This is a genomic window from Demequina aurantiaca, assembly GCF_000975135.1.
GTDB lineage: Bacteria > Actinomycetota > Actinomycetes > Actinomycetales > Demequinaceae > Demequina > Demequina aurantiaca.
This window is the reverse complement of record NZ_BBRF01000001.1, coordinates 823133-845726: the sequence shown is the minus strand read 5'-3', so window position 1 is coordinate 845726 and position 22594 is coordinate 823133. Positions and strand designations below refer to the sequence as shown.

At 62.8% G+C, this 22594-nt stretch carries 19 protein-coding genes and 1 pseudogene; 11 read left to right on the top strand and 9 right to left on the bottom strand.

Going from position 1 to position 22594, the window contains the following annotated elements:
• Nucleotides 1–25 precede the first annotated feature (25 nt).
• The 5 genes and pseudogenes from AOP73_RS03760 to AOP73_RS03745 all read left to right on the top strand — a co-directional run bounded on the left by AOP73_RS03760 (nt 26) and on the right by AOP73_RS03745 (nt 5229).
• Complete coding sequence (locus AOP73_RS03760) at nt 26–1462, top strand: protein kinase family protein (protein ID WP_061963262.1); 1437 nt, start codon at nt 26–28, stop codon at nt 1460–1462.
• A gap of 95 nt (nt 1463–1557) precedes the next feature.
• Nucleotides 1558–2517, top strand: a pseudogene (gene trxB / locus AOP73_RS03755) (thioredoxin-disulfide reductase); the annotation flags it as partial.
• Nucleotides 2515–2877 carry a thioredoxin gene (gene trxA, locus AOP73_RS12165; RefSeq protein ID WP_236683549.1) on the top strand — a complete coding sequence of 121 codons (363 nt, stop codon included), beginning with the start codon at nt 2515–2517 and terminating at the stop codon, nt 2875–2877. The pseudogene trxB and the gene trxA, both read left to right, overlap by 3 nt.
• 94 nt (nt 2878–2971) lie before the next feature.
• The gene (locus tag AOP73_RS03750; protein ID WP_061963261.1) at nt 2972–4273 is read left to right on the top strand and encodes an aminotransferase-like domain-containing protein; all 1302 of its coding nucleotides are present in this window, start codon (nt 2972–2974) and stop codon (nt 4271–4273) included.
• A gap of 20 nt (nt 4274–4293) precedes the next feature.
• Nucleotides 4294–5229 carry a D-alanine--D-alanine ligase family protein gene (locus AOP73_RS03745; RefSeq protein ID WP_061963260.1) on the top strand — a complete coding sequence of 312 codons (936 nt, stop codon included), beginning with the start codon at nt 4294–4296 and terminating at the stop codon, nt 5227–5229.
• Nucleotides 5230–5306: 77 nt separating this feature from the next.
• Here AOP73_RS03745 and AOP73_RS03740 read toward each other — a convergent pair whose 3' ends face one another.
• The 8 genes from AOP73_RS03740 to rpmH form a co-directional block, all read right to left on the bottom strand.
• Entirely contained in the window at nt 5307–6359 is a 1053-nt protein-coding gene (locus AOP73_RS03740) for a ParB/RepB/Spo0J family partition protein (RefSeq protein ID WP_061963259.1), read from the bottom strand.
• Nucleotides 6356–7570, bottom strand: a complete 1215-nt coding sequence (locus AOP73_RS03735; protein WP_304524099.1) for a ParA family protein — start codon at nt 7568–7570, stop codon at nt 6356–6358. Before AOP73_RS03735 ends, AOP73_RS03740 begins: the two co-directional genes overlap by 4 nt.
• 1388 nt (nt 7571–8958) lie before the next feature.
• The gene (gene rsmG / locus AOP73_RS03730; protein WP_084626534.1) at nt 8959–9702 is read right to left on the bottom strand and encodes a 16S rRNA (guanine(527)-N(7))-methyltransferase RsmG; all 744 of its coding nucleotides are present in this window, start codon (nt 9700–9702) and stop codon (nt 8959–8961) included.
• Nucleotides 9703–9785: 83 nt separating this feature from the next.
• On the bottom strand, nt 9786–10277 hold the full coding sequence (locus AOP73_RS03725) for a Jag family protein (RefSeq protein WP_061963258.1): 492 nt from the start codon (nt 10275–10277) through the stop codon (nt 9786–9788).
• A gap of 100 nt (nt 10278–10377) precedes the next feature.
• Entirely contained in the window at nt 10378–11325 is a 948-nt protein-coding gene (yidC, locus tag AOP73_RS03720) for a membrane protein insertase YidC (RefSeq protein ID WP_061963257.1), read from the bottom strand.
• Between the two features lie 8 nt (nt 11326–11333).
• Nucleotides 11334–11690, bottom strand: a complete 357-nt coding sequence (yidD, locus tag AOP73_RS03715) for a membrane protein insertion efficiency factor YidD (RefSeq protein WP_084626533.1) — start codon at nt 11688–11690, stop codon at nt 11334–11336.
• Nucleotides 11687–12031: a ribonuclease P protein component gene (gene rnpA, locus AOP73_RS03710; RefSeq protein WP_061963256.1), complete on the bottom strand. Its 345-nt coding sequence runs from the start codon at nt 12029–12031 to the stop codon at nt 11687–11689. Before rnpA ends, yidD begins: the two co-directional genes overlap by 4 nt.
• Before the next feature lie 3 nt (nt 12032–12034).
• Nucleotides 12035–12172: a 50S ribosomal protein L34 gene (gene rpmH, locus AOP73_RS11700; RefSeq protein WP_084622331.1), complete on the bottom strand. Its 138-nt coding sequence runs from the start codon at nt 12170–12172 to the stop codon at nt 12035–12037.
• A 238-nt stretch (nt 12173–12410) separates the two neighbouring features.
• Between rpmH and dnaA the strand changes: the two genes are divergently transcribed.
• Complete coding sequence (gene dnaA / locus AOP73_RS03705; protein WP_061963255.1) at nt 12411–13796, top strand: chromosomal replication initiator protein DnaA; 1386 nt, start codon at nt 12411–12413, stop codon at nt 13794–13796.
• Here the strand turns inward: dnaA and AOP73_RS03700 are convergent.
• Complete coding sequence (locus AOP73_RS03700) at nt 13793–14287, bottom strand: tetratricopeptide repeat protein (RefSeq protein WP_061963254.1); 495 nt, start codon at nt 14285–14287, stop codon at nt 13793–13795. The genes dnaA and AOP73_RS03700 overlap by 4 nt on opposite strands.
• 461 nt (nt 14288–14748) lie before the next feature.
• Here AOP73_RS03700 and dnaN point away from each other — a divergent pair, with 461 nt between their 5' ends.
• The 5 genes from dnaN to gyrA all read left to right on the top strand — a co-directional run bounded on the left by dnaN (nt 14749) and on the right by gyrA (nt 22457).
• Nucleotides 14749–15876: a DNA polymerase III subunit beta gene (gene dnaN / locus AOP73_RS03695; RefSeq protein ID WP_061963253.1), complete on the top strand. Its 1128-nt coding sequence runs from the start codon at nt 14749–14751 to the stop codon at nt 15874–15876.
• A gap of 11 nt (nt 15877–15887) precedes the next feature.
• Nucleotides 15888–17090 carry a DNA replication/repair protein RecF gene (gene recF / locus AOP73_RS03690; protein WP_061963252.1) on the top strand — a complete coding sequence of 401 codons (1203 nt, stop codon included), beginning with the start codon at nt 15888–15890 and terminating at the stop codon, nt 17088–17090.
• Nucleotides 17083–17640: a DciA family protein gene (locus AOP73_RS11695; protein WP_160295426.1), complete on the top strand. Its 558-nt coding sequence runs from the start codon at nt 17083–17085 to the stop codon at nt 17638–17640. Before recF ends, AOP73_RS11695 begins: the two co-directional genes overlap by 8 nt.
• 136 nt (nt 17641–17776) lie before the next feature.
• Nucleotides 17777–19768: a DNA topoisomerase (ATP-hydrolyzing) subunit B gene (gene gyrB, locus AOP73_RS03680; RefSeq protein WP_236683494.1), complete on the top strand. Its 1992-nt coding sequence runs from the start codon at nt 17777–17779 to the stop codon at nt 19766–19768.
• Between the two features lie 73 nt (nt 19769–19841).
• Complete coding sequence (gene gyrA / locus AOP73_RS03675; protein WP_152650594.1) at nt 19842–22457, top strand: DNA gyrase subunit A; 2616 nt, start codon at nt 19842–19844, stop codon at nt 22455–22457.
• Nucleotides 22458–22594: the final 137 nt, after the last annotated feature.

The window sequence follows — 22594 nt, the reverse complement described above, 5'->3', positions numbered from 1 at the left end:
ACAAATTGGGCTTAAGGGGACTTTAGTGGTGCACATCGGAGCGAGGCTCGCGCGCCGTTTCACGCTCCTCAACACTGAGGCCGTGGACGTTCCCGGTCTCGAGCGCTTCACCGCGCATGACAGCCGATTGCACCGCGACGTGCGCGTCGATGTCATTACCGCGCTCGCACCGTCAGCGGTGCGCCAAGCGGCCGCTGCCGCCGCCCGCGTGCGCGACCCCCGTCTTCTCCGTGTGCTCGCCTCCGGTCGTGAGCGGATCGACGAGGAATCCTGGACCTACATGGTGACGGACCTTCCCGAAGGGCTGCCGTTCGCGGACCTCCTCACGCGCCGCCGGGTACCCGCCAGAATTGCCGGGACCATCATCGGCGATGCGGCGCGAGCACTCGAGAAGGCCGCTGACGAGGGAATCCACCATGGATATCTGCGATCGTCGTCGATCACCGTCGCCAACAACGGCCGCGTGACAGTCTCGGGCCTCGCCGTCGACGGCGAGCTCGCCATGCAAGCTGGTGTGGGGCGCGGAGCCAATGAGGCCACTGACGCGCGGGCGCTCGGCAAGCTCTACCTCGCCGCCGTCACCGGGGTCGAAGCGGACTCAGCCACCGAACGCGACCTTCCCTCAGACCTGGGGGTACGCGGGCGCAAGCTGTGCGTGCATGTGATCGATGGCACGGGACCTGTGACGCTCGACTCGGTGTTGCATTCGCTTACCCCCATCGACTCCCGAATCCTGAGAGACTTCCCCACCATCGTGCGCGGCATGCCCGCTCTCCCGGCCGCTACCCTCGAGCGTCAGGCGCGCGAGGCACGTGAGGCCGCCGAACCGGGCGGCGACGTCGCCGGCGGCATCATTGTGGGAGCCGATGCCCTTTCGCGTGCCGATCACGCCGCACAGGCGGATTTGGCCGACGAACGCTCGGATGCCGAACTCAGTTCCTCTCTTGCAAAAATCGACGCGAAGTCGAAGCTGGGGGTAGTCCCCGACACGGACGACGCTGACCCCGCGGCTCACGATGACGCTCCCATTCTGCGGGAAGTGCTGGAGAGCCACCCAGAGGTCGACGAGCCACTGGGCGCGAACGAACTTCACGACCTGTATGAGTTCGACGAGATGGTCGACGTCCAGGACGTGAACAACACCACCTCCGTGTGGGAGGCACTGCTCGAACGGCTACATCACCGGTGGCCAAGTTCCGAGGGACTGACGCGCCGCCTTGAACACGCACACGCTCGTGCCAATCGCGCCGGACCCATTAAGGCCGCGCCGGTCCTTCTTCCCCTGTTTGTCATCGCGGTCATTGTGATCTCGGTATGGGCCTTCTCGATGCTCAAGACACCTCTTGACCCCGATGTTCTTGGCCCGGACTCGCCCCAGAACACCTATCCGGCGTTTACCCACTCTCCTTCCCCCTCACCCTCCGCTTCCGCATCGGCCTCCGCCGAGCCGGGCGACGAATAGGACGCGATGCCTCAGAGGCGGGAACACATCCAGGCGGGCTGCTGTTACGAACTACGGCTATACACTTACCGCCAAACCCAAGCAAGGAAGTCACTGTGAGCGACACCCGCAACGTCATCATCGTCGGATCCGGCCCCGCCGGTTACACGGCCGCCATCTACGCCGCGCGCGCCGGACTGGAGCCCCTGGTGGTCGCCGGTTCCGTCACCGCTGGCGGAGCCCTCATGAACACCACCGAGGTAGAAAACTTCCCCGGCTTCGTCGAGGGAATCCAGGGCCCCGAACTCATGGAGACGCTGCAGGCACAGGCTGAGCGCTTTGGTGCCGAGGTACTCTTTGACGACGTCACCGAGATGTCGCTTGAGGGCGACGTCAAGACGGTGACCACCGGCATGGGCAAGACCTTCTCCGCCAAGGCAATCATCCTCTCGACCGGCTCCGCGTACCGCGAACTCGGCCTCGAGGATGAGAAGCGTCTCAGTGGCAAGGGCGTCTCCTGGTGCGCGACGTGCGACGGCTTCTTCTTCCGCGACCAGGAGGTCGTGGTGGTCGGTGGCGGCGACTCTGCCGTCGAGGAGGCTACCTTTCTCACGCGCTTTGCTTCCAAGGTGACGCTGGTCCACCGCCGCGGCGAGCTGCGCGCTTCCAAGATCATGGCCGACCGTGCGGCAAACGACCCCAAGATCGAGTTCGAGTGGAACTCTGAGGTGGTCGGCATCGAGGGCGGCGACAAGGTCTCCGGCGTGATCGTCAAGAACGTCGAGTCCGGCGAGGAGCGCACCATCGCGGCCACCGGACTGTTTGTCGCCATCGGCCACATTCCCCGCTCCGAGCTTCTGACCGACGTCATCGACACCGACGCCGAGGGCTACGTCCTCGTCCAGGGTCGCACCACCGCGACCAACGTGGCCGGTGTGTTCGCGGCCGGCGACCTGGTGGACAACCGTTACCGCCAGGCCATCACCGCCGCGGGCTCAGGTTGCGCCGCAGCCCTGGACGCCCAGCACTACCTGGACGCTCTCGAGGACTCAGCCGTCGCATCGGGCGACGCCGTGGTGGTCGAGGAGGAGGCCCCCGCGGCCGCCGTCCTCACGTCCCCTGTCGCCGCGTCCGAGGACACCTTCAAGGCCGAGGTACTCGAGTCCGACATTCCGGTGCTCGTGGACTTCTGGGCAACGTGGTGCGGTCCGTGCCGCGCCGTGGCACCCATCTTGGACGAGATCGCCTCTGAGTACGCCGGCAAGGTCAAGATCGTGAAGATCGACACCGATGCCAACCCGGAGCTCGCGATGGCATACGGCGTGACGTCTATCCCGACGCTGAACTTCTTCAAGAACGGCTCGATCGTCAAGTCGGTTACCGGAGCGAAGCCCAAGCCCACGCTGACGGGCTACATCGACGAGGTTTTGGCCTAAGTCCAGGTGCCGCGGGGCGCCATACTGGCGCCTCGCGTCATTTGACCGCCGCCGATGCTGTTGTGAGTGGCCGCGGCGTGGGAGACTGGCTCGCATGAACGCGTCCGAATCCCGTGGCAGCCGACTCGACCCCTGGTTTGACTCGTACGCCGCGCGAGCCCACAACATGCGCGCCTCAGAGGTGCGTGCGCTGTTTTCGGTGGTCGACAGGCCAGAGGTAGTCTCTCTCGCAGGCGGCATGCCCTACATCGGCGGACTCCCCCTTGAGGAAATCGGCGAGATGATGAAGCGCCTCGTCGTCGAGCGCGGTGAGAAGTCACTTCAGTACGGGTCCGGTCAGGGTCACGAGGAGTTGCGCGAGCACATTGTCGAGGTGATGGAGCTCGAGGGCATCAACGCCCATGCGGACGATGTTGTAGTGACCACCGGCTCGCAGCAGGCTTTGGACCTGGTCACCAATATCTTCATCGATCCGGGTGACGTGGTGGTTGCCGAGGCCCCGTCCTATGTGGGCGCCCTGGGAGTGTTCCGTGCCCACGAGGCGGAGGTCGTTCACACGCCCATGGACGCCGACGGGCTCATCCCGGAGGACCTCGAAACCACCCTCGCCGCGCTCAAGGCCGACGGTAAACGGGTGAAGTTTCTCTACACGGTGCCCAACTATCACAACCCTGGCGGCGTGACCCTGTCGCTTGAGCGTCGGCCAAAGGTACTGGAAATTTGCGCCCGCTACGGCGTCCTGGTCCTCGAGGACAACCCGTATGGGTTGCTCGGCTTTGACCGCGAGCCGCTTCCCGCGATGCGCTCAATGTCTGAAGATGGCGTGGTTTACCTGGGGTCATTCTCCAAGACCTTCGCTCCTGGTTTCCGTGTCGGGTGGGCCGTCGCGCCTCACGCCGTCCGCGAGAAGTTGGTTCTCGCCTCCGAGGCCGCCATTCTTTGCCCCTCCAATGCCTCGCAGCTTGCCATTTCGACCTACCTCACGCACGCGGACTGGAAGGGTCAGATCAAGAAGTTCCGTGAGCAGTATCGGGAGCGCCGAGATGCCATGATTCGTGCGCTCGAGGAGTACATTCCGTCTGCGTCGTGGAACGTTCCCGACGGCGGTTTCTACGTATGGGTCAAGCTTCCCGACGGCCTGGATTCCAAGGCGATGCTGCCGCGTGCGGTGACGGCGCGTGTCGCGTATGTTCCGGGCACCGCGTTCTATTACGACGGACAGGGCGCCAACTTCATGCGCCTGTCCTACTGCTACCCGACGCCTGAGGCGATCCGAGAGGGCGTGCGACGCCTAGCGGGCGTCATCGACGACGAACTCGAGACCGTCAAGATCTTCGGCACCAATGGTGGCCGGCCCTCAGGGCAAGTCGACTTCCCCTCACCCAACATCGTCTGAGCACTACCAAGGAGGCACTGATGGATGTCACAATCCTGGCTGGTGGCATGTCGCACGAACGCGATGTGTCCGTCCGATCGGGCCGGCGGGTTCGCGAGGCTTTGCGTGCGCGTGGAGTCAAGGCCCGATTGCGCGACGTTGATGCAAATGTGGTAGAAACTTTGCGCGATATTGACGATGGCGTGGTGTGGCCGTTACTTCATGGCGCCGCCGGTGAAGATGGGTCCCTTCAGGCGCTGCTCGAGCTGACGGGTGTGCCCTTTGTGGGCACCTCGTCGAGCATTGCGCGTGTCGCATGGAGCAAGCCCGTCGCCAAAGAGGTGCTCCGTCGTGCCGGCGTCACCACGCCCCACGGTGTTGCGCTGCCCCAGACGCTATTCCGCGACGTGGGCGCCGAGCACGTGTTGGATGCCGTCGAGGAGAGCTTTTCCTTCCCGCTGGTGGTCAAGCCGGCCCGCGGCGGATCGGCGCTGGGCGTGACGCTTGTGACGGAACGCTCCGAGTTGTCACGAGCTATGGTGCACTGTTTTGCCTATTGCGAGGCTGCCCTCGTGGAGAAGGCGCTCGTGGGTACCGAGGTGGCTGTCTCCGTGGTCGGTACCGGCGACCAGGCACGCTCACTGCCCGCGGTCGAGATCGTCAGCAACGGACCTTACGACTACGATGCCCGATACAACGCGGGCCGTGTCGAGTACTTCGTACCCGCCAGGCTAGGCGCCGAGGAGATCGAGCAGGTCGAGAGGGCCGCCTTGATGACGCACCAAGAGCTTGGTTTGCGGGACTACTCGCGGATCGACATCATCCTCAGTGACGGCGCCGCGAACGTGATCGACGTCAATATCGCCCCCGGAATGACAGAAACCTCGCTGTTTCCGCAGGCCGTCGGTGCGTCAGGAGACAATCTGGGCGCAATCTGCGAGCGAATTGCCACCGAGGCAATGCGGCGCGGCGCTTAGAATCGCTCTCACACAACTTTTCGGGGTCTAATCTGGCGCAAATTGCTGGCCCTCACCCCGTTAACGGACGATCTTGTCTACTTAAAGACGCCCGGGTCCGTCGGGTCGATCAGGGCGACGAGCCTATTGAGGTCCTCAACAGTTGCGAAGTCGATGGTGATCTTCCCGCGAGCGCGACCCAGTTGCACCTTCACCCGAGTGTCGAGGTGATCTCCTAGTCGAGCGGAGAGGTCATCAAGCGCCGCAGTGTGGCCACCTGAGCGCACTGAACCCTTCTTCTCGGGCTTGACCTCCACCCCTAGCGTGACGGCCTCCTCAGTGGCACGCACGGAAAGTCCTTCCGCCACGATGCGCGTGGCCAGCTGGTCCATTGCGTCAGGGTTGTCGAGGCCCAGCAGGGCGCGGGCGTGTCCGGCGCTCAAGACTCCCGCTGCGACCCTGCGCTGCACGGGCGGGGGAAGCTTCAGCAGGCGGAGCGTATTGGAAATCTGTGGGCGTGAGCGAGAAATCCGCTCGGCAAGCTGCTCGTGGGTGATCCCGAAGTCGTCCAGGAGCTGGCGGTAGGCAGCGGCCTCTTCGAGAGGGTTGAGCTGACTGCGGTGCAAGTTCTCCACGAGCGCGTCGCGAAGCAGGTCCACATCCTCGGTCTCACGGACAATCGCGGGGATCTCCGTCAGGCCGGCTTCCTTGGACGCCCGCAGACGGCGCTCACCCATGATGAGCTCAAATCCCTCACCTGTGGGGTTGGTGCGCACCACGATGGGCTGGAGCACGCCGATCTCACGAATAGAACCGACCAGTTCAGCGAGGGCCTCCTCGTCGAACACCGTCCGTGGCTGACGAGGGTTGGGAACCACCGCGTAGGGGTCGATGTGAGCGAACGTCGCTCCGGGTACGGGCACCAGGGTTGACTCAGACTCCCCCGCGTCGGACGACATGGGCTCGCTCGCCGTCGCTGGGGGCGGCGTGTCGCTCGCCGATGTGTCAGGTGCCTGCTGCTGGGCCGGGTCCTTGGCCGACTCGCCAAAAAAGACGTCGCTGGGGCGCGGACCGGAGGGCGCCTGCGGGCTCGCTTCAGTGGGGATCAACGCACCCAGGCCACGACCTAGTCCTCGTTTTGGCTTGCTCACAGCTGTCCTCCTGGGTCGGAAGCGGTCTGTCCGCGTTCCGCAATGTCCTTGGCTGCAGCCAGATAGGCGACTGCACCGGTCGAGTGGGGGTCGTACGTCATCACGGTTTGCGCGAAACTGGGGGCCTCAGATACCCGCACGCTGCGCGGAATCGTCTGTTCAAGCGTCTGTTCCGGGAAGTGCGACCGCACTTCGGACGCGACCTCGCGTGCCAGATTGGTGCGGGCATCGAACATCGTCAGCACGATCGTGCTGACGTGAATCTCCGGGTTCAGGTGCTTCTTGACCATATCGACGGTCTTAATGAGCTGCGTGAGGCCCTCGAGCGCGTAGTACTCGCACTGAATGGGGATGAGCACCTCGTTGGAGACCACCATCGCATTGAGCGTCAGCAGCCCCAGGCTGGGCGGGCAGTCAATGAAGATGTAGTCAAGGTTCTTGCCCGCGCCCTTGAGGAGTTCGTGAATAGCCGTGTGGAGACGGAATTCTCGTCGGACCACTGAGACGAGTTCGATGTCCGCGCCGGCAAGGTCAATCGTCGCAGGAACGCACCACAGGGTGTCGATGTCGGGGCAACGCTGCGCGACCTTGGAAATCGGCTCATCATCCAGGAGAACGTCGTAGATCGACGGTGTCCCTGCGTGATGCGGAACGCCCAGCGCGGTCGACGCGTTGCCCTGAGGATCGGAGTCGATCACCAATACATTGGCGCCCCGCGAGGCTAACGCTGCGGCGAGGTTCACGGAGGTCGTGGTCTTACCCACGCCGCCCTTTTGGTTAGTGACGGTGATGATGCGGGTCTTCTTAGGCCGGGGAAAGTCCGTCGCCTCAAGCGCGCGGCGCTTGCGTTCGGTCTCGATCATTTCCCTCGCCAACGGGCTCTCGTCGTCTTCGGTGATTCCTGCGAATGCGTCATCGGCAGTTTCACGTGAAACATTGAGTGCGTCGACGACGTCGGAACCCTCCCCGGCGCTAGTACCTCCCGTGGGCAGGGCCGCTTGAGCTTCCTTAGGAGTAGCAGCGTCACCCAGGGGCCCGGCGCCCCCGGAATCCACCTCCCGAGCGACTCGTCCCGACTCTACCGGCGTGTACACGGGGACTCCGCGCCGACCACCCTTGGACGACGAGCCCGCGATGGGCGTCGGCTCGTCGCTGGTGGAGTTTGCAGATGCTGTTGCACCGCCCTGATTCAGGGGCGTCGACTCCGTCACGCACTACTCCTGTCCGCGCCATTGACCCGAGGCCCTAGCGCACCGCACGCCACCCTAAGAGGTGTCGCAACTACTTGTTAAAGAATCCCGAGCAGTACTTCGACTCGGGGCCAGCAATTCTGAGCGAACTCAACGGGCGTCCGCTAGCTGGATCCTGCTAAATCCTATCCGTCATAGAGCCGGCCATGGTTGCCTCGGCGCCTCACCACTGCGCCACCGTCGCTCAACTCAGGAACTGCGCCTCAAGACAACGTCTCCACCCGCGTCGCTCCGTGGCAGTCAATCGAGGCGGTGTGCCTTCGCTTCACATCACCCTTCGTGCACCAACAGGACGCCGATTGACCACCAATTGCTGATCAGTTCACGCCCCCACTGCTGAAAACACGCAACCCGACTACCGTAGCGCCCTCATGCGAACCCGCGCTATGTGGGGAAACCGTGCTTCCCCTGTGTTTCACGTGAAACACAGACCTTCGATGCGTCGATGCCTCGATAAGTCACTGCGTTGAATCAACACCGCATTGAAAAGACACCGTATTGAATAGACACCGTATCGAAACATCACCGTGTCGTTTCACCACCGCAAGTCTCACCACGGTGCCACGTCACTACCGCGTGCGGGAGTCACCGCGTGAAACTGCCACCTCACAGCAACGTGACTGGGTCTACGTATCACCGCACGGCCTGACACCGAACGGAACTGGCACCGAACCGCGGCGAGAGAGGTTCCGAGCAGGGCAAGTCGCGACAGCACATTGAGGCGAGCGTGCAACCGAAGTCCCCCAGGCCCCCGCTCCGCCACCGACCAAGCAAGCCACCAATCCGACCCCCCGCTATCTCGCCCTCCTAGGTCTGACCTGTACCAGCAACATTCAGCCAGATCCTCCTCAACCATTCCTCGGAACAGCGCCCGTTTGCATCGCGCCCGTTTTCATTGAGCGAGCTCGGACTCCGCACAAGCAATACAAGCACTTCCGGGCGAGGCTCCTCCCAAAGCTGTCACCCGGGCACGCTCGCTCGACAGCGCGCCCAAAGCTACGAATCCCACCCGACAGGGTCGTGCTCGCCCACGTCATCCCCGGGAACCGCAGCGTCGCCCAACCTCGTCCACCCCTACCCCCGGCGGTCTGGACCAACTGCCGTTCAGCATCGACCGCTCTCAGACAACTCCACAGCCAGACGCGGAGCTCGGCATATCACGGTGAACACTCCACACTTGTTTCACGTGAAACAGCCCGTCTGTGCGGCGACGAGACGCCGCACCACGAACGCTCAGCGAGTGCGCATCCCTGTGGAGAGGCGGTGCATATCGCACCATTTCCCGCTTAAAACGTCTGTGGATAACTGTGGGGATAACTCGAGCGCCTAGTGACAGGGCGAGGGGGACGCTACGACCGAGTCAGCGTCACGACGGTCGTGGCGTCAACCCCCGCGATCGTGGGGGCTGAATGCACGGCACCCTGAAGACCATGCTTGCGCAGCACGTACTTAGCACGCTCTAGTTCATCAGGGGCTGACCGTCCCTTGAGGAACACCATCTGACCGGTCGGCGACAGTAGCGGGGCACACCATTTCACGAGCTTGTCGATCGAAGCCACGGCCCTCGCAGTAATGACGTCGGCCTCGACCACGTCGGAGACCTCCTCGGCTCGACCACGGACGACGGTGACGTTGTCGATTCCCGTCGCCTCGGCAGCCTCAAACAACCAGGCCGTGCGACGCTCCATGGGCTCTACTAATACAACGGGACGCGATGGCTCCATTGCCGCGAGAACCATGCCCGGCAGGCCAGCCCCTGAGCCGACGTCTACGAGCGTGCCGTTCGGTAAGAAGGGGGCCAAAGCAGCCGAGTTCAGGATGTGCCGCTCCCAAATGCGGGTCAACTCACGCGGGCCAATGAGCCCACGCAGGATTCCCTGGTCGGCGAGGAGCTCAGCGAACGACCGCACGCGTCCGAGCGATTCACCAAAGAACTCTTCGAGTGCGGGGGAGTCGTTGAGGGGATCCCCCGTCAGGGTACGCAGCGCGGGGTCAACATCATCAACCACTGAACCCGACCTTGGGGTAGACGAAACCACAGGGTCGCCGCCTGATGCTGAGGAGCCGGACTCCTCGTGATGCGATTCGGTCATCCCCTACACCTCCCCGGTTGTTTCACGTGAAACACTACGCGCCACCCCGTCACTACAGTGGAGGCGGCGACGAGATCTCGTCTCTATTCGCCTGCAGGCAGAATAACGACGTGGCGCGAAGGGTCTTCACCCTCGGACTCCGACTTCAGCCCAGACTCCAGAACCACGTCGTGAACAACCTTGCGTTCGAACGCGTTCATGGGGTCGAGCGCCAGCGCCTGGCCGGACTCCTTGACCTTGGCCACCGCTTCGCGTGCTGCCTCCGCAAGGCGCTCGCGTCGGCCCGCACGGAAGTCAGTGATGTCCAGCATCAGACGGCTCATCTCTCCAGTCTCGGACTGCACCGCGAGGCGGGCGAGGTCCTGAAGCGCATCGAGCACCTCACCATCGGGGCCGACGAGCCGACGGAGGTTCTGATTGGGACCATCGGACACGATGGCAACCTTGGCGCGGCCGGCCTCGACAGAGATATCGATATCGCCGTCCATGTCCAAGATGTCGAGCAGTTCCTCAAGGAAGTCCGCGGCGGCGTCGCCCTCAGCGTCGAGGGAGGAGGTATTGGTTGATTCAGTCATCGGGATTCTTTCGGTGATAGCCACGGGAGAGCAACTGCCCGCGGTGCGGCGGTGGAAATTCTATGGGGTGAAGTAGCGCCGGGCGCTAACCAGTCGAGGGCTATCGCTTCTTTCGCGGCTTCTTCTTGGGCTGCACACGCTGGCCACTGCTCTCGCCGGCCTCGATCACGGGGTGCTCGGGATCGGTGTTGTCGATGAGCGGCGTGCCCTTCTTGGCCGCCTTGGCTGCCATACGCGCCTTGTACGTCTTCTCAGCATCGGAGCCCGGAGTGGGGTTGCGCCGGATCACGTAGAACTGCTGTCCCATGGTCCACAGGTTGGTCGTGGTCCAGTAGATCAAAACACCGATGGGGAAGTTGGGTCCAGAGATCACGAAGATGAATGGGAGGACGTACATCAGCACCTTCTGCTGCTGAGCCATAGGGCCCTCGAGCGCCGATGCTGGCATGTTCTTGCGGGTCAATTGGCGCTGCGTGGTGAAGGTGGTGGCGACCATCGCGATGATCAGCACAGCCGCGAGAATTTGAACGTGAATGTTGCCATCTGCCTGCAGGAACGTGGCCGACAACGGTGCGCCAAAGAGGGTCGCTGAATCTGCCTGTGCGGCGAGTTCAGGGGTGAGCCAACCGATACCAGCGGCATCGGGACTGATCTCGTAGTTGAGTACTCGGAACAGCGCGAAGAAGATAGGCGCCTGCACCAGCATGGGCAGACACGAAGCAAAGGGGTTGGTCTTGTGTTTGGAGTACAGCTCCATGGTCTCGCGGCTCATGGCCTCACGAGACGCCGCATCCTTCTTGCCCTTGTACTTGGCCTGCACGGCCTTCAGCTCTGGCGCGATCATCTGCATCGCTCGCGACGCTTTGATCTGCTTCACGAACAGCGGCACCAGGATGAGGCGAATGGTCACCACGAGGCCCACGATCGACAACGCCCATGCTGCACCAGAGTCAGCAGGGATACCCAGCCAGGTCAGCATGGTGTGCCAGACCACCATGATGTCGGCCACGACAATCTCGATGGGCCGGAAGATGATCATAAAGTTCATGGTTGTCCTTAGTTGCTGGTCAGAGAATGAAGGCGAGGGGAGGCGACGGCATCATCGGTGGTCGCCATCGCGGCGTTGTTGCGGGAAATTCGAAAGCGCTTCTGACCCGGAGCAGGGACGTCGTCGACGCCGCCGTTGCTCCACGGGTTGCACCGAAGCACACGCCATGCCGCCAGCGCACTACCCGTCAGGGCTCCGTGGCGCTGGATGGCCTCGAGGCCGTAGTGAGAGCACGAGGGGTAGTACTTGCAACGCGGACCGGTCAGGGGAGAAATTACCGACTGGTAGCCGCGAATAGTGAAGATGAGCGCCGCACTTGGCGCGGATGCCACGGCTCGCGCCGCCTTCGCCACCTGACCTGTCATGCGGCGACCTTCGCATCGGCCGCCGCAAGGGCGCCGGAAAGGTCGGCATGCAACTGAGCAAAGGTAGCGTCGGCCGATGCCGGGAGGGCGCGCACGACTACGCCGCTACCAGGGGGAAGAGTGGGAAGGAGCTCGGCCATGATGGCGCGCATGCGACGTTTGACTCGATTGCGAATCACGGCGCCTCCCACTGCTTTAGATACGGCAAAACCGGCCATGCTCGTCGCATCGCCGGTTCGCGCTAGGTAAACCACTGCCGTCTTCCGACCGCTCTTGGAACCGCGACGCATCACGAACTGGAAGTCCGAGGCCGCGCGCATCCGAGAGCTGGCAGGAAGCAAGTGTTATGCCGAGATCTTGCCGCGGCCCTTGCGACGACGGGTGGAAAGAATGGATCGGCCGGCACGGGTGCGCATACGCAGGCGGAAGCCATGCGTCTTAGCGCGCTTGCGTACATTCGGCTGGAAAGTCCGCTTGCTCACGGGAGTACTCCAAGACGTTTGAGGGGTGGGTCAAATCAGCGACCTAACGTTACGCCGAACTAGAACCGTGGTCAAATCACACGTCTCGCGTTGGTTACACCGCCTGAACAAGATAGGCTCCACCATCTCGGCCTCGTTTGTTGGCAGCGACACGCCGATGAGCTGAGTAACGAAAAGATGACAGCCCATTCACCCCTGTGGATAATGCTGTGGACAAGCAGAAAGGGCGAACGCAAACGTGGCTTCAGACGAGTTGACTCAGACCATAGATGAAGTGTGGTCGCAAGCGGTCGACTTGCTGCATGAGGACGATGAACTCTCGCCACAGAACCGTTCATTCCTCCGGCTCATCAAGCCCCTGGCGGTCGTCGAGGGCAACGTGTTCCTTGCCGTCGCCGAAGAGTTCACCAAGAACAAGGTCGAGTCCACCATTCGAGGGCCACTCACCGAGGCTCTCAGCGAGGTGATAGGCCATGACATTCGAATCGCCGTCACCGTGGATTCCTCTATTCGCCCACCGAGCCCAGCGCGTGCCAACGATGACGGTGAGCACCACACGCCGCGCCCACCACGCAGGGTCGCGCCCATCGAGGATCCGCACCTCAACCCCAGGTATACGTTCGATACCTTCGTCATCGGCTCATCCAATCGCTTCGCGCACGCCGCGGCACTGGCAGTCGCTGAGTCACCCGGCAAGACGTACAACCCGCTCTTCATCTACGGAGACTCGGGACTTGGCAAGACGCACCTGCTTCACGCGATCGGTCACTACACGCGTCACCTCAAACCGGATACCCGTGTGCGGTACGTGAACTCCGAGGAGTTCACCAACGATTTCATTAACTCGATTCGTGATGATCGGTCGCTGAGCTTCAAGCGCCAGTACCGCGAGGTCGACGTCCTGCTGGTGGACGATATCCAGTTCCTGCAGGGCAAGGAACAGACGCTCGAAGAGTTTTTCCACACTTTCAATGCTCTGCATAACGCCGGAAAACACGTCGTCATCACGGCCGACGTCAGCCCCCGCAATCTGGCAGGCATCGAGGACCGCATGCGCACCCGCTTCGAGTGGGGCCTCATGACGGACGTTCAGCCCCCTGACCTCGAGACCCGCATCGCCATCCTTCGCAAGAAGGCACAGGCCGATGATGTTCAGGCCCCGGGTGACGTGCTCGAATACATCGGTTCCAACATCACCAGCAATATCCGTGAGTTGGAGGGTGCGCTGATTCGTGTGACCGCTTTCGCGGCGCTCAACAAGCAGCCGGTCGACCTGAGCCTCGCCCAGGTGGTGCTCAAGGACCTGATTTCAGACGACGACTCTGAGATCACCGCGGCCACCATCATCTCGATCACCGCCGAGTACTTCAGTATTACCATCGACGAGCTGACCGGTACGAGCCGTAGTCGTGTCTATGTCACGGCGCGGCAGATTGCGATGTACCTGTGCCGCCAGCTCACTGATCTGTCGCTACCCAAGATTGGTGACCACTTTGGCGGCAAGGACCACACCACGGTGATGTACGCGGTCAAGAAGGTCGAGGACCAGATCGCGCAGCGTCGTCAGATGTACAACCAGGTCAACGAGATCCACGCCCGCATCAAGCAGCAGTCGCGCGGCTAGTTTTTCGTCATGGCCTCGGCGTAGGCCTTCATGGAGCGGCTATACCGAGGTAGAGTCTCCGCCAGCCCCATCAGGGCCACCTGTAGGCCAAACGTGGTGAGTCCCAGATCGTGTAGCGCCAAGGCGCGCACAACCGCTGGCGCTTGCCCCACCACGGCCGATGCATCGGTTCCGGTCGCCTCCCAGGCATCTAGGACGGCGAGGCACTCCTTTGGGGAGCCCTCGGCGCGCAGCGAACTCGCCAACTGGAGCGAAGCCTGAGGCGCACGCTCGTCGTCGAGACCCGCTTCTATGGCGTGACGATACAGCTCGATCGCACTGCGGGTTCTGCCCAACGAGTCGTGAACGGATGCCCACTCGAACAACGCAGCTCCGTCACCGACGTCACGTTGAGCGATGAGTTCACGCATCTGGTCGAGCATGAGATCCGGCTTTGAGTCATCCATCTGGTCCCAAAACTGATCAATGCGGTCTTCCCACGAGGTTTCCATGCATCCATTCTGACCAATTTTCTGAGATGACCACGACCTTGGCATCATGTCGTTCTGTCCGATTTGATGTCATTCGCCCGTAGTGCACACCTGTGAATAACTATGTGCATACTCGTGGACACAAGCGTGAGTGTTCGTGGACGAGTTGTGAAGAAATCACAAGTTCTGTGAGCGCGCGATCCGTCGTTCACAAGCAACGTGTCATTCATCAACGTTCTATCCGCAATCCGTGCACATCCCAATATTGTGATTTACCAGCCTGATCGAAGGATCTCCACAGTTTCACCAGTGCCTATGACTACTACTCATCTTCTCTTCTCAGTTTTCCACTGGTCCTTCATTGGGCACGCGCCGCCCGGGCATCGCTCCCGTTGTCGGGGCTTGCTGGTTAGATGGCGTCAACCCTTGTCATTCAGACCCACTCTTGGCGTAGTCTGTCCGACAGACCCGAGGAGTATTCAATGAAGTTTTCCGTCGACCGCGACGTGCTGGCTGACGCCGTTGCTTGGACTTCGCGCGCCGTTCCGGCGCGACCACCTGTTCCGGTGCTGGCCGGCGTCCGCATCGTCGCCGATGACTCAGGAACCGTGAAGCTCGCTAGCTTTGACTACGAGGTCTCCGCCCGCAGTGAATTCGCTGCCGACGTTGAGGCTCCGGGCGAGGTCCTCGTTTCCGGTCGTCTCCTCAAGGAAATCGCCAACGCACTTCCCCACAAGCCGGTGCAGTTTGTGCTCGATGGCACCAAGGTGGCCGTCACATGTGGCGCCTCAAGGTTCACGCTCGCGACCATGCCCGTGGATCAGTACCCCACGCTTCCCGAGTTCCCGGCACAGTCCGGCACAATTGACGGCGCTGAATTCCAGCACGCTGTCAGCCAGGTAACGTCCGCCGCGTCGCGTGACGAGACGTTGCCGATTCTGACTGGCGTGCGGATGGAGATTGAGGGCTCGCACATTTCGTTGCTCGCGACGGACCGTTACCGTCTCGCGCTGCGTGAGGTGAGTTGGAAGCCTTCGTCGCCCGATGCATCGGCCGTCGCCTTGGTTCGAGCCAAGACGTTGAACGAGACCGCCAAGTCGCTGAGTGCCGGTGATGTCACCGTTGCGCTGAGCTCCGGCCAAGGCGTCGACCTCGTCGGATTCGAGGCCGGCGGCCTGGTGACGACGTCGCTGCTTATGGATGGTGACTACCCGCAGGTGCGTCGACTCTTCCCCGACGAGAGCCCCATCACGGCAGTGGTCAAGACGTCCGACTTGATCGAGGCAACCAAGCGCGTATCGCTCGTCGCCGAGCGAAATTCCTCTGTGCGACTTGCCTTCACGGAGGGCGAGGTCACTCTCGATGCAGGTCAGACCGATGACGCCCAGGCCTCCGAGGCACTCGAGTGCACCCTGGATGGCGAGCCGATTGTGGTCGCCTTCAATCCTGCGTTCCTGTTGGATGGCCTGAACGCCCTGGGTTCCGAGTACGTGCAACTGGGATTCACGCAGGACACCAAGCCTGTCGAGTTCGTTGGACTCGACAAGCCGGGCGGAACCGTCGCGTCCGAGTTCAGGTACCTGCTCGTCCCCATCCGTATCGCCTCCTAAAGCGCGCGCCGATGCGCGTCACCCACCTGCAGCTCACGGACTTCCGCTCATACGAGGGGATCGACGTGAAGTTCGGCCCCGGCGTCACCACGCTGGTCGGTCGCAACGGGCAGGGCAAGACGAATGTGGTTGAGGCAGTGCGCTATTTGTCCACCCTGTCGAGCCATCGCGTGGCGACCGACGCACCGTTGATTCGGTTCGGTGCTCAGCGTGGGGTGATCGGGGCCCGGGTAGACAAGGCGGGCAGGTCGCTGTCTCTCGAGGTGACCTTGGTGCCAGGCAAAGCCAACACCGCCCGGCTGAATCGCGGCGCAGCCCGTCCGCGTGATCTCATCGGAATTGTGCGAACCGTGGTCTTCGCCCCCGAGGACTTGGCACTGGTCAAGGGAGATCCCGGCGGGCGACGGACCTTCATGGACGAACTGTGTGTGGCGCTGCACCCTGCGCTTGCCGGTGATATGGCTGACTACGACCGAGTACTCCGTCAGCGATCCAGCATGCTGAAGAGTGCACGCCATGCCCGCGGCGACCTGACGATGCTCGACATTTGGGATGAGAAATTGGCCGATCTTGGTGGTCGGATTGTCGCGGCGCGCCGCCGCGCGGTCACCGCTCTTGCTCCCTACGTCTCGACCGCTTACGCGGATGTTGCGCCTGACGGCGGTGAATGTGTAGTCGCGTACGCGACTTCCTTAGACCGTGGGGAGGGACGCGACGATCACGTCGAACCTCTTCCGGCCGATGCATCGGCGGCGGATATTAGTGCTCGGCTCTTGGAGCGCCTGGGGCAGCTTCGCCCCAAGGAACTCGACCGCGGTGTGACGCTAGCGGGTCCGCACCGGGACGACCTGGAGATTCGCTTGGGCGAGATGCCAGCGAAGGGGTACGCAAGTCACGGTGAAAGTTGGTCGTGTGCGTTGGCGCTGCGGCTGGGTTCCTACGATCTGTTGACCGCAGACGACGGACCGGATGCTGGCGAGGATGGCGAGCCGATCCTCATTCTGGATGACGTGTTCGCGGAGTTGGATGCCGGCCGTCGCGCCGCACTCGCCGAGCGCCTAGTCAATGCGAGCCAGGTGTTAATTACCGCGGCAGTGGCTGAGGATGTTCCTGAGGCCCTCACCGGAGAAGTCATTCGCGTAGCCGATGGAAAAATTTTCGGCGGCGGCTCCGCCGCCGCATCTGAGTCGACATCGGGTGACGACGATGAATGAGATCGACGAGCCGACCGAGGAATACGAGGTCACGAATTCGTCCCCTGCCCGAAAAGACGGGGCGGATTTGGCTCGCGAGGCGATGGCCCGGGCCCGAGCATCGGCCCGTGAGCGAGGTGCGTTTCGCACGTCCCCCAGGGCAGCACGCGTCACGCGTGAAACTAAACGTCGTGAGAGCCAGCCGTTCCAGGGCGGCCGCGATCCGCTAGCGATGAGCGACGCCGTGGACACGCTGATGCGTCGCATGGGTTGGACTGAGCAACTCGAGGTGTCCGGCGTGACCGGCCGTTGGCGCGAGGTGGTGGGCGACCAGATCGCGGATCACTGCGAGCCGCTGGGCTTTGACGAGGGCATCCTGACGGTGAAGGCAAGTTCTACCGCGTGGGCCACTCAGCTGACCATCATGTCGGGACAGATACGCCACCGCATCAACGAGGAGTTTGGTCGCGACATCGTGCGTGAGATCAAAGTCGCGGGACCCACGACGCGCTCCTGGACCAAGGGTCCGCGCACGGTGAAGGGTCGTGGCCCACGGGACACGTACGGATGATGTCGTTTTTGGTGGGGTGTCCCGTTCTTCACAGATAGCCGAAAATCACACAAATTCCGGCCTAAACCGCGCTAGAATGATCCAAGTTATCCTGCGTGCCGTCTAGGCGTGCGACATCCGCTTAAAAGGGGAATTTGTGGCCAAGAACGACGCACAGGCGGTCGAGCCTGAATACGGTGCCGGAAACATCACCGTACTAGAGGGACTCGAAGCAGTCCGCAAGCGCCCCGGTATGTACATCGGTTCGACCGGTGAACGAGGCCTCCACCACTTGGTCTACGAGGTTGTCGATAACTCCGTTGACGAGGCCCTCGCCGGCTACTGCGACACCATCACCGTCACGCTTTTGGCCGACGGCGGCGTGCGCACTACCGACAACGGTCGCGGCATCCCCGTCGACATTCACCCCACCGAGGGCAAACCCACGGTTGAAGTTGTCATGACCATTCTGCACGCCGGCGGTAAGTTCGGCGGCGGCGGCTACGCGGTCTCCGGTGGACTCCACGGCGTGGGTATCTCCGTCGTTAACGCGCTGAGTTCCAAGGTTGAGACGGTGGTGAAGCGCCAGGGCAACGTGTGGCGCCAGACCTTCGCCAACGGTGGCGCCCCGCAGGGCACGCTGGAAAAGGGCGAGGCCACGGAGGAGACCGGAACACAGCAAACGTTCTGGGCTGACGACACCATCTTTGAGACCACAGACTATGACTTCGAGACGCTGCGTGCTCGCTTCCAGCAGATGGCCTTCCTGAACAAGGGCTTGTCGATCTCGCTGACGGACGAGCGTCCCGAGCACATGGAAGAGGACGAGGACGGCAACCAGACGCTGCGGTCCGTCACCTACAAGTACGACGGTGGCCTGGTCGACTACGTCGCGCACCTCAATGCGGCCAAGAAGGCCGAGCTGGTCCACCCCGAGGTGATCAGCTTTGAGCAGGAGAGTCCAGACAAGAAGATCTCCGCCGAGCTCGCGATGCAGTGGACGAACGCCTACTCCGAGTCGGTATTCACCTACGCGAACACGATTGCCACGACCGAGGGTGGTGCGCACGAAGAGGGCTTCCGTGCGGCGATGACCTCGCTCATCAATCGCTACGCGCGGGAGAAGGGCATCCTCAAGGAGAAGGACGACAACCTGACCGGTGACGACGTCCGCGAGGGCCTCACCGCCGTCATCTCCGTCAAATTGGCCGAGCCGCAGTTTGAGGGCCAGACCAAGACCAAACTCGGTAACACCGAGGCAAAGACGTTCGTCCAGAAGGCAGTCCACGAACTGCTCACGGACTGGTTCGACGGCCACCCCAACGAGGGCAAGGAAGTCATCCGCAAGGCGATCCAGGCGTCGCAGGCTCGCATGGCCGCACGTAAGGCGCGCGAGGCGACGCGCCGCAAGGGTCTGCTCGAATCCGGCGGCATGCCCGGCAAGCTCAAGGACTGCCAGTCCAAGAACCCCGAAGAGTGCGAGATCTTCATCGTCGAGGGTGACTCGGCAGGCGGTAGCGCTGGCGCTGGTCGCGAGCCTCACAACCAGGCCATCCTGCCGATCCGCGGAAAGATCCTGAACGTCGAGCGCGCTCGCCTCGACCGCGCGCTCGGCAACAACGAAGTCCAGGCCCTGATCACCGCGTTCGGCGCGGGCATTGGCGAGGACTTCGATATCGACAAGGCCAGGTATCACAAGATCGTGCTGATGGCCGATGCCGACGTCGACGGCCAGCACATCGCCACCCTGCTACTTACGCTGCTGTTCCGCTACATGCGCCCGCTGATCGAGGCCGGCTACGTGTACCTCGCACAGCCGCCGCTGTTCAAACTCAAGTGGACGAACGCGGACCACGAGTACGTGTACTCGGACCGCGAGCGTGACAACCGGCTCGACGAGGGGATCAAGGAAGGCAAGAAGATCCCTAAGGAGAACGGCATCCAGCGTTACAAGGGTCTGGGCGAGATGAACGACGAGGAACTTCGCGTCACCACCATGGACCCAGAGACGCGCACGCTGCTCAAGGTCACCATGGACGATGCCGCAGCCGCCGAGGAAGTGTTCGTCACCCTGATGGGCGACGACGTCGAGGCACGCCGTAACTTTATCCAGCGCAACGCGAAGGACGTGAGGTTCCTTGACATCTAATCCCATTACACCCGGCATCAGCGAGCGGGTGGTCAACCACGGAACCATCGAGGCGGTCGACCTCAATACCGAGATGCAGCGGTCCTACCTGGACTACGCCATGTCGGTCATTGTGGGACGTGCTCTTCCGGACGTCCGCGACGGACTCAAGCCCGTTCACCGCCGTGTCCTGTATGCCATGTTCGACGGCGGCTACCGCCCCGACCGTGCGTATTCCAAGTGCTCGCGCGTGGTGGGCGACGTGATGGGTAAGTTCCACCCCCACGGCGACTCGGCCATCTACGACGCGATGGTTCGCCTGGTTCAGCCCTGGGCCCTGCGCTACCCGCTGATCGACGGTCAAGGAAACTTCGGTTCCTCCGGCAACGACGGCGCGGCCGCCTCGCGGTATACCGAGTGCAAGATGGCGCCGCTCGCGCTCGAACTTGTCCGCGAGATCGACAAGGACACCGTCGACTTCCAGGACAACTATGACGGTCGCACCCAAGAGCCCGTCGTCCTGCCCGCACGCTTCCCCAACCTGCTGGTTAACGGGTCGTCGGGAATCGCGGTCGGTATGGCCACTAACATTCCCCCGCACAACCTCCGCGAGGTTGCCGAGGGCGTGCAGTGGTACCTGGACAACCCCAAGGCGTCTCGCGAGGAACTCCTCGAGGCACTCATCGAGCGCATCAAGGGACCCGACTTCCCCACCGGCGCCACGATTCTGGGCCGTCGCGGCATTGAGGAGGCGTATCGCACCGGTCGCGGCTCCGTCACGATGCGCGCGGTTGTCAACATCGAGGAAATCCAGGGGCGCATGTGCCTGGTCGTCACCGAACTGCCGTACCAGGCCAACCGCGACAACCTGGCGATCAAGATCGCTGAGTTGGTCAAGGACGGCAAGGTCCAGGGCATCGCCGACCTGCGCGACGAGACCTCCGGCCGCACCGGCCAGCGCCTGGTCGTGGTGCTCAAGCGCGACGCCGTCGCCAAGGTGGTCCTCAACAACCTCTACAAGCACACGCAGCTGCAGGAGTCCTTTGGCTGCAACATGCTGGCGATCGTGGACGGTGTGCCCCGCACGCTCGCCCTCGACGGCTTTGTGCGCCACTGGGTCACGCACCAGCTCGAGGTCATCGTTCGCCGCACGCGGTACCGTCTGCGCGAGGCTGAGCGTGAGGCTCACATTCTGCAGGGTTATCTCAAGGCGCTCGACGCGATCGACGAGGTTATCGCGCTGATCCGCCGCTCCCCCACGGTGGACGAGGCCCGCGCTGGCCTGATGGAACTGCTCGACGTGGACGAGGTCCAGGCGACCGCAATCCTCAACCTGCAGTTGCGCCGCCTCGCCGCACTCGAGCAGCAGTCGATCGAGACTCAGTACGAGGCACTCATGGCCGAGATCAAGGACCTCAACTCGATCCTTACCTCACAGGACCGTCAGCGTGCCATCATCGGCGAAGAACTCGGTGAGATTGTCCGCAAGTACGGCGACGACCGCCGCACGGAGATCTCACTGTTCGACGGTGAGGTCAACATGGAGGACCTCATCGCCGAGGAGGAGGTCGTCGTCACGATCACGTCCGGCGGCTATGCCAAGCGCACCCGCTCGGACCAGTACCGTGCGCAGAAGCGTGGCGGCAAGGGAATCCGCGGCGCCACGCTACGCAGCGACGACATGGTTGACACGTTCATGGTCACCACGACACATCACTGGCTGCTGTTCTTCACCAATATGGGTCGTGTCTACCGCGCCAAGGGTTACGACCTGCCCGAGGGCGGCCGCGATTCCAAGGGCCAGCACGTCGCGAACCTGCTGGAGTTCCAGCCGGGCGAAGAGATCGCCCAGGTCATGGACTTGCGCACCTACGCCGACAAGCCGTATTTGGTGCTCGCCACCAAGCGCGGCCTGGTCAAGAAGAGCCGCCTGGAGGATTACGACTCGAACCGTTCGCGCGGTCTGATCGCGATCAACCTGCGCGACGTCGAGGGTGAGGACGGCGAACTACGGCCCGATGAACTGGTGGCGGCGCGACTCGTTTCCGATGATGACGACCTGATGCTGGTCTCCCGCAAGGGTCAGTCGCTGCGCTTTAATGCGCACGACGGTGAGCTGCGCCCCACCGGACGCGCGACGTCCGGCGTCAAGGGCATGAGCTTCCGCGACGAGGACGAGCTCCTCGCCATGGATGTCATCGCGGCGGGAGTGCCCGAGGCTGGCGACGATGCGGAAGGCGACGCGGCGGACGATGCTGTGGTCACCGACACCGAGGGTCCCTATTCGTTCGTGGTCACCGAACACGGCTTCGCCAAGCGCACCGCGGCATCGGCGTGGCGTGCGAAGCACCGCGGTGGTCTGGGCGTCAAGGTTGCCAAGCTGACCGAGGAGCGTGGCGACTTGATCGGCGCGCTACTCGTGGACGAGGGCGACGAGGTGCTTGTCATCATGCAATCCGGCAAGGTACTTCGGTCAAGTGTGGATCAGGTCGACGCGCGCGGCAAGAACACTATGGGTGTCACGTTTGCGAAGCCCGCCAAGGGTGACCGCATCATCGGCATCGCACGCAACGTCGAGCGCAAGCTCGCGGGCGATGACGACGCCGAGCCGGACGGTGACGCGGGAGCGCCGGCCGCCGCGGCATCGGCCGACGTAGTGGAAACCGCTCCCGAGGCAACGACCGAAGCCGAGCCGACGACCGAGGACTAGTCAGCATCGCCAAAGCCCGGGCGCCCTCCAGCTGAAGTGGGGGGGTGACCCGGGCTTCTGCGTTTGTGCTGATGTCGCTCTGTGCGTTGAGACGGACAACCGACCGGGTTGACCTTCTCAACGTCCAGTTCTTCGGT

Bases quoted from the DNA above. Each gene is read 5' to 3' on its own strand.
- AOP73_RS03750 (WP_061963261.1), top strand. From the start codon at position 2,972: ATGAACGCGTCCGAATCCCGTGGCAGCCGACTCGACCCCTGGTTTGAC.
- AOP73_RS03745 (WP_061963260.1), top strand. From the start codon at position 4,294: ATGGATGTCACAATCCTGGCTGGTGGCATGTCGCACGAACGCGATGTG.
- rsmG (WP_084626534.1), bottom strand. From the start codon at position 9,702: ATGACCGAATCGCATCACGAGGAGTCCGGCTCCTCAGCATCAGGCGGC.
- AOP73_RS03725 (WP_061963258.1), bottom strand. From the start codon at position 10,277: ATGACTGAATCAACCAATACCTCCTCCCTCGACGCTGAGGGCGACGCC.
- yidC (WP_061963257.1), bottom strand. From the start codon at position 11,325: ATGAACTTTATGATCATCTTCCGGCCCATCGAGATTGTCGTGGCCGAC.
- yidD (WP_084626533.1), bottom strand. From the start codon at position 11,690: ATGACAGGTCAGGTGGCGAAGGCGGCGCGAGCCGTGGCATCCGCGCCA.
- AOP73_RS03700 (WP_061963254.1), bottom strand. From the start codon at position 14,287: ATGGAAACCTCGTGGGAAGACCGCATTGATCAGTTTTGGGACCAGATG.
- dnaN (WP_061963253.1), top strand. From the start codon at position 14,749: ATGAAGTTTTCCGTCGACCGCGACGTGCTGGCTGACGCCGTTGCTTGG.
- recF (WP_061963252.1), top strand. From the start codon at position 15,888: ATGCGCGTCACCCACCTGCAGCTCACGGACTTCCGCTCATACGAGGGG.
- AOP73_RS11695 (WP_160295426.1), top strand. From the start codon at position 17,083: ATGAATGAGATCGACGAGCCGACCGAGGAATACGAGGTCACGAATTCG.
- gyrA (WP_152650594.1), top strand. From the start codon at position 19,842: ATGCAGCGGTCCTACCTGGACTACGCCATGTCGGTCATTGTGGGACGT.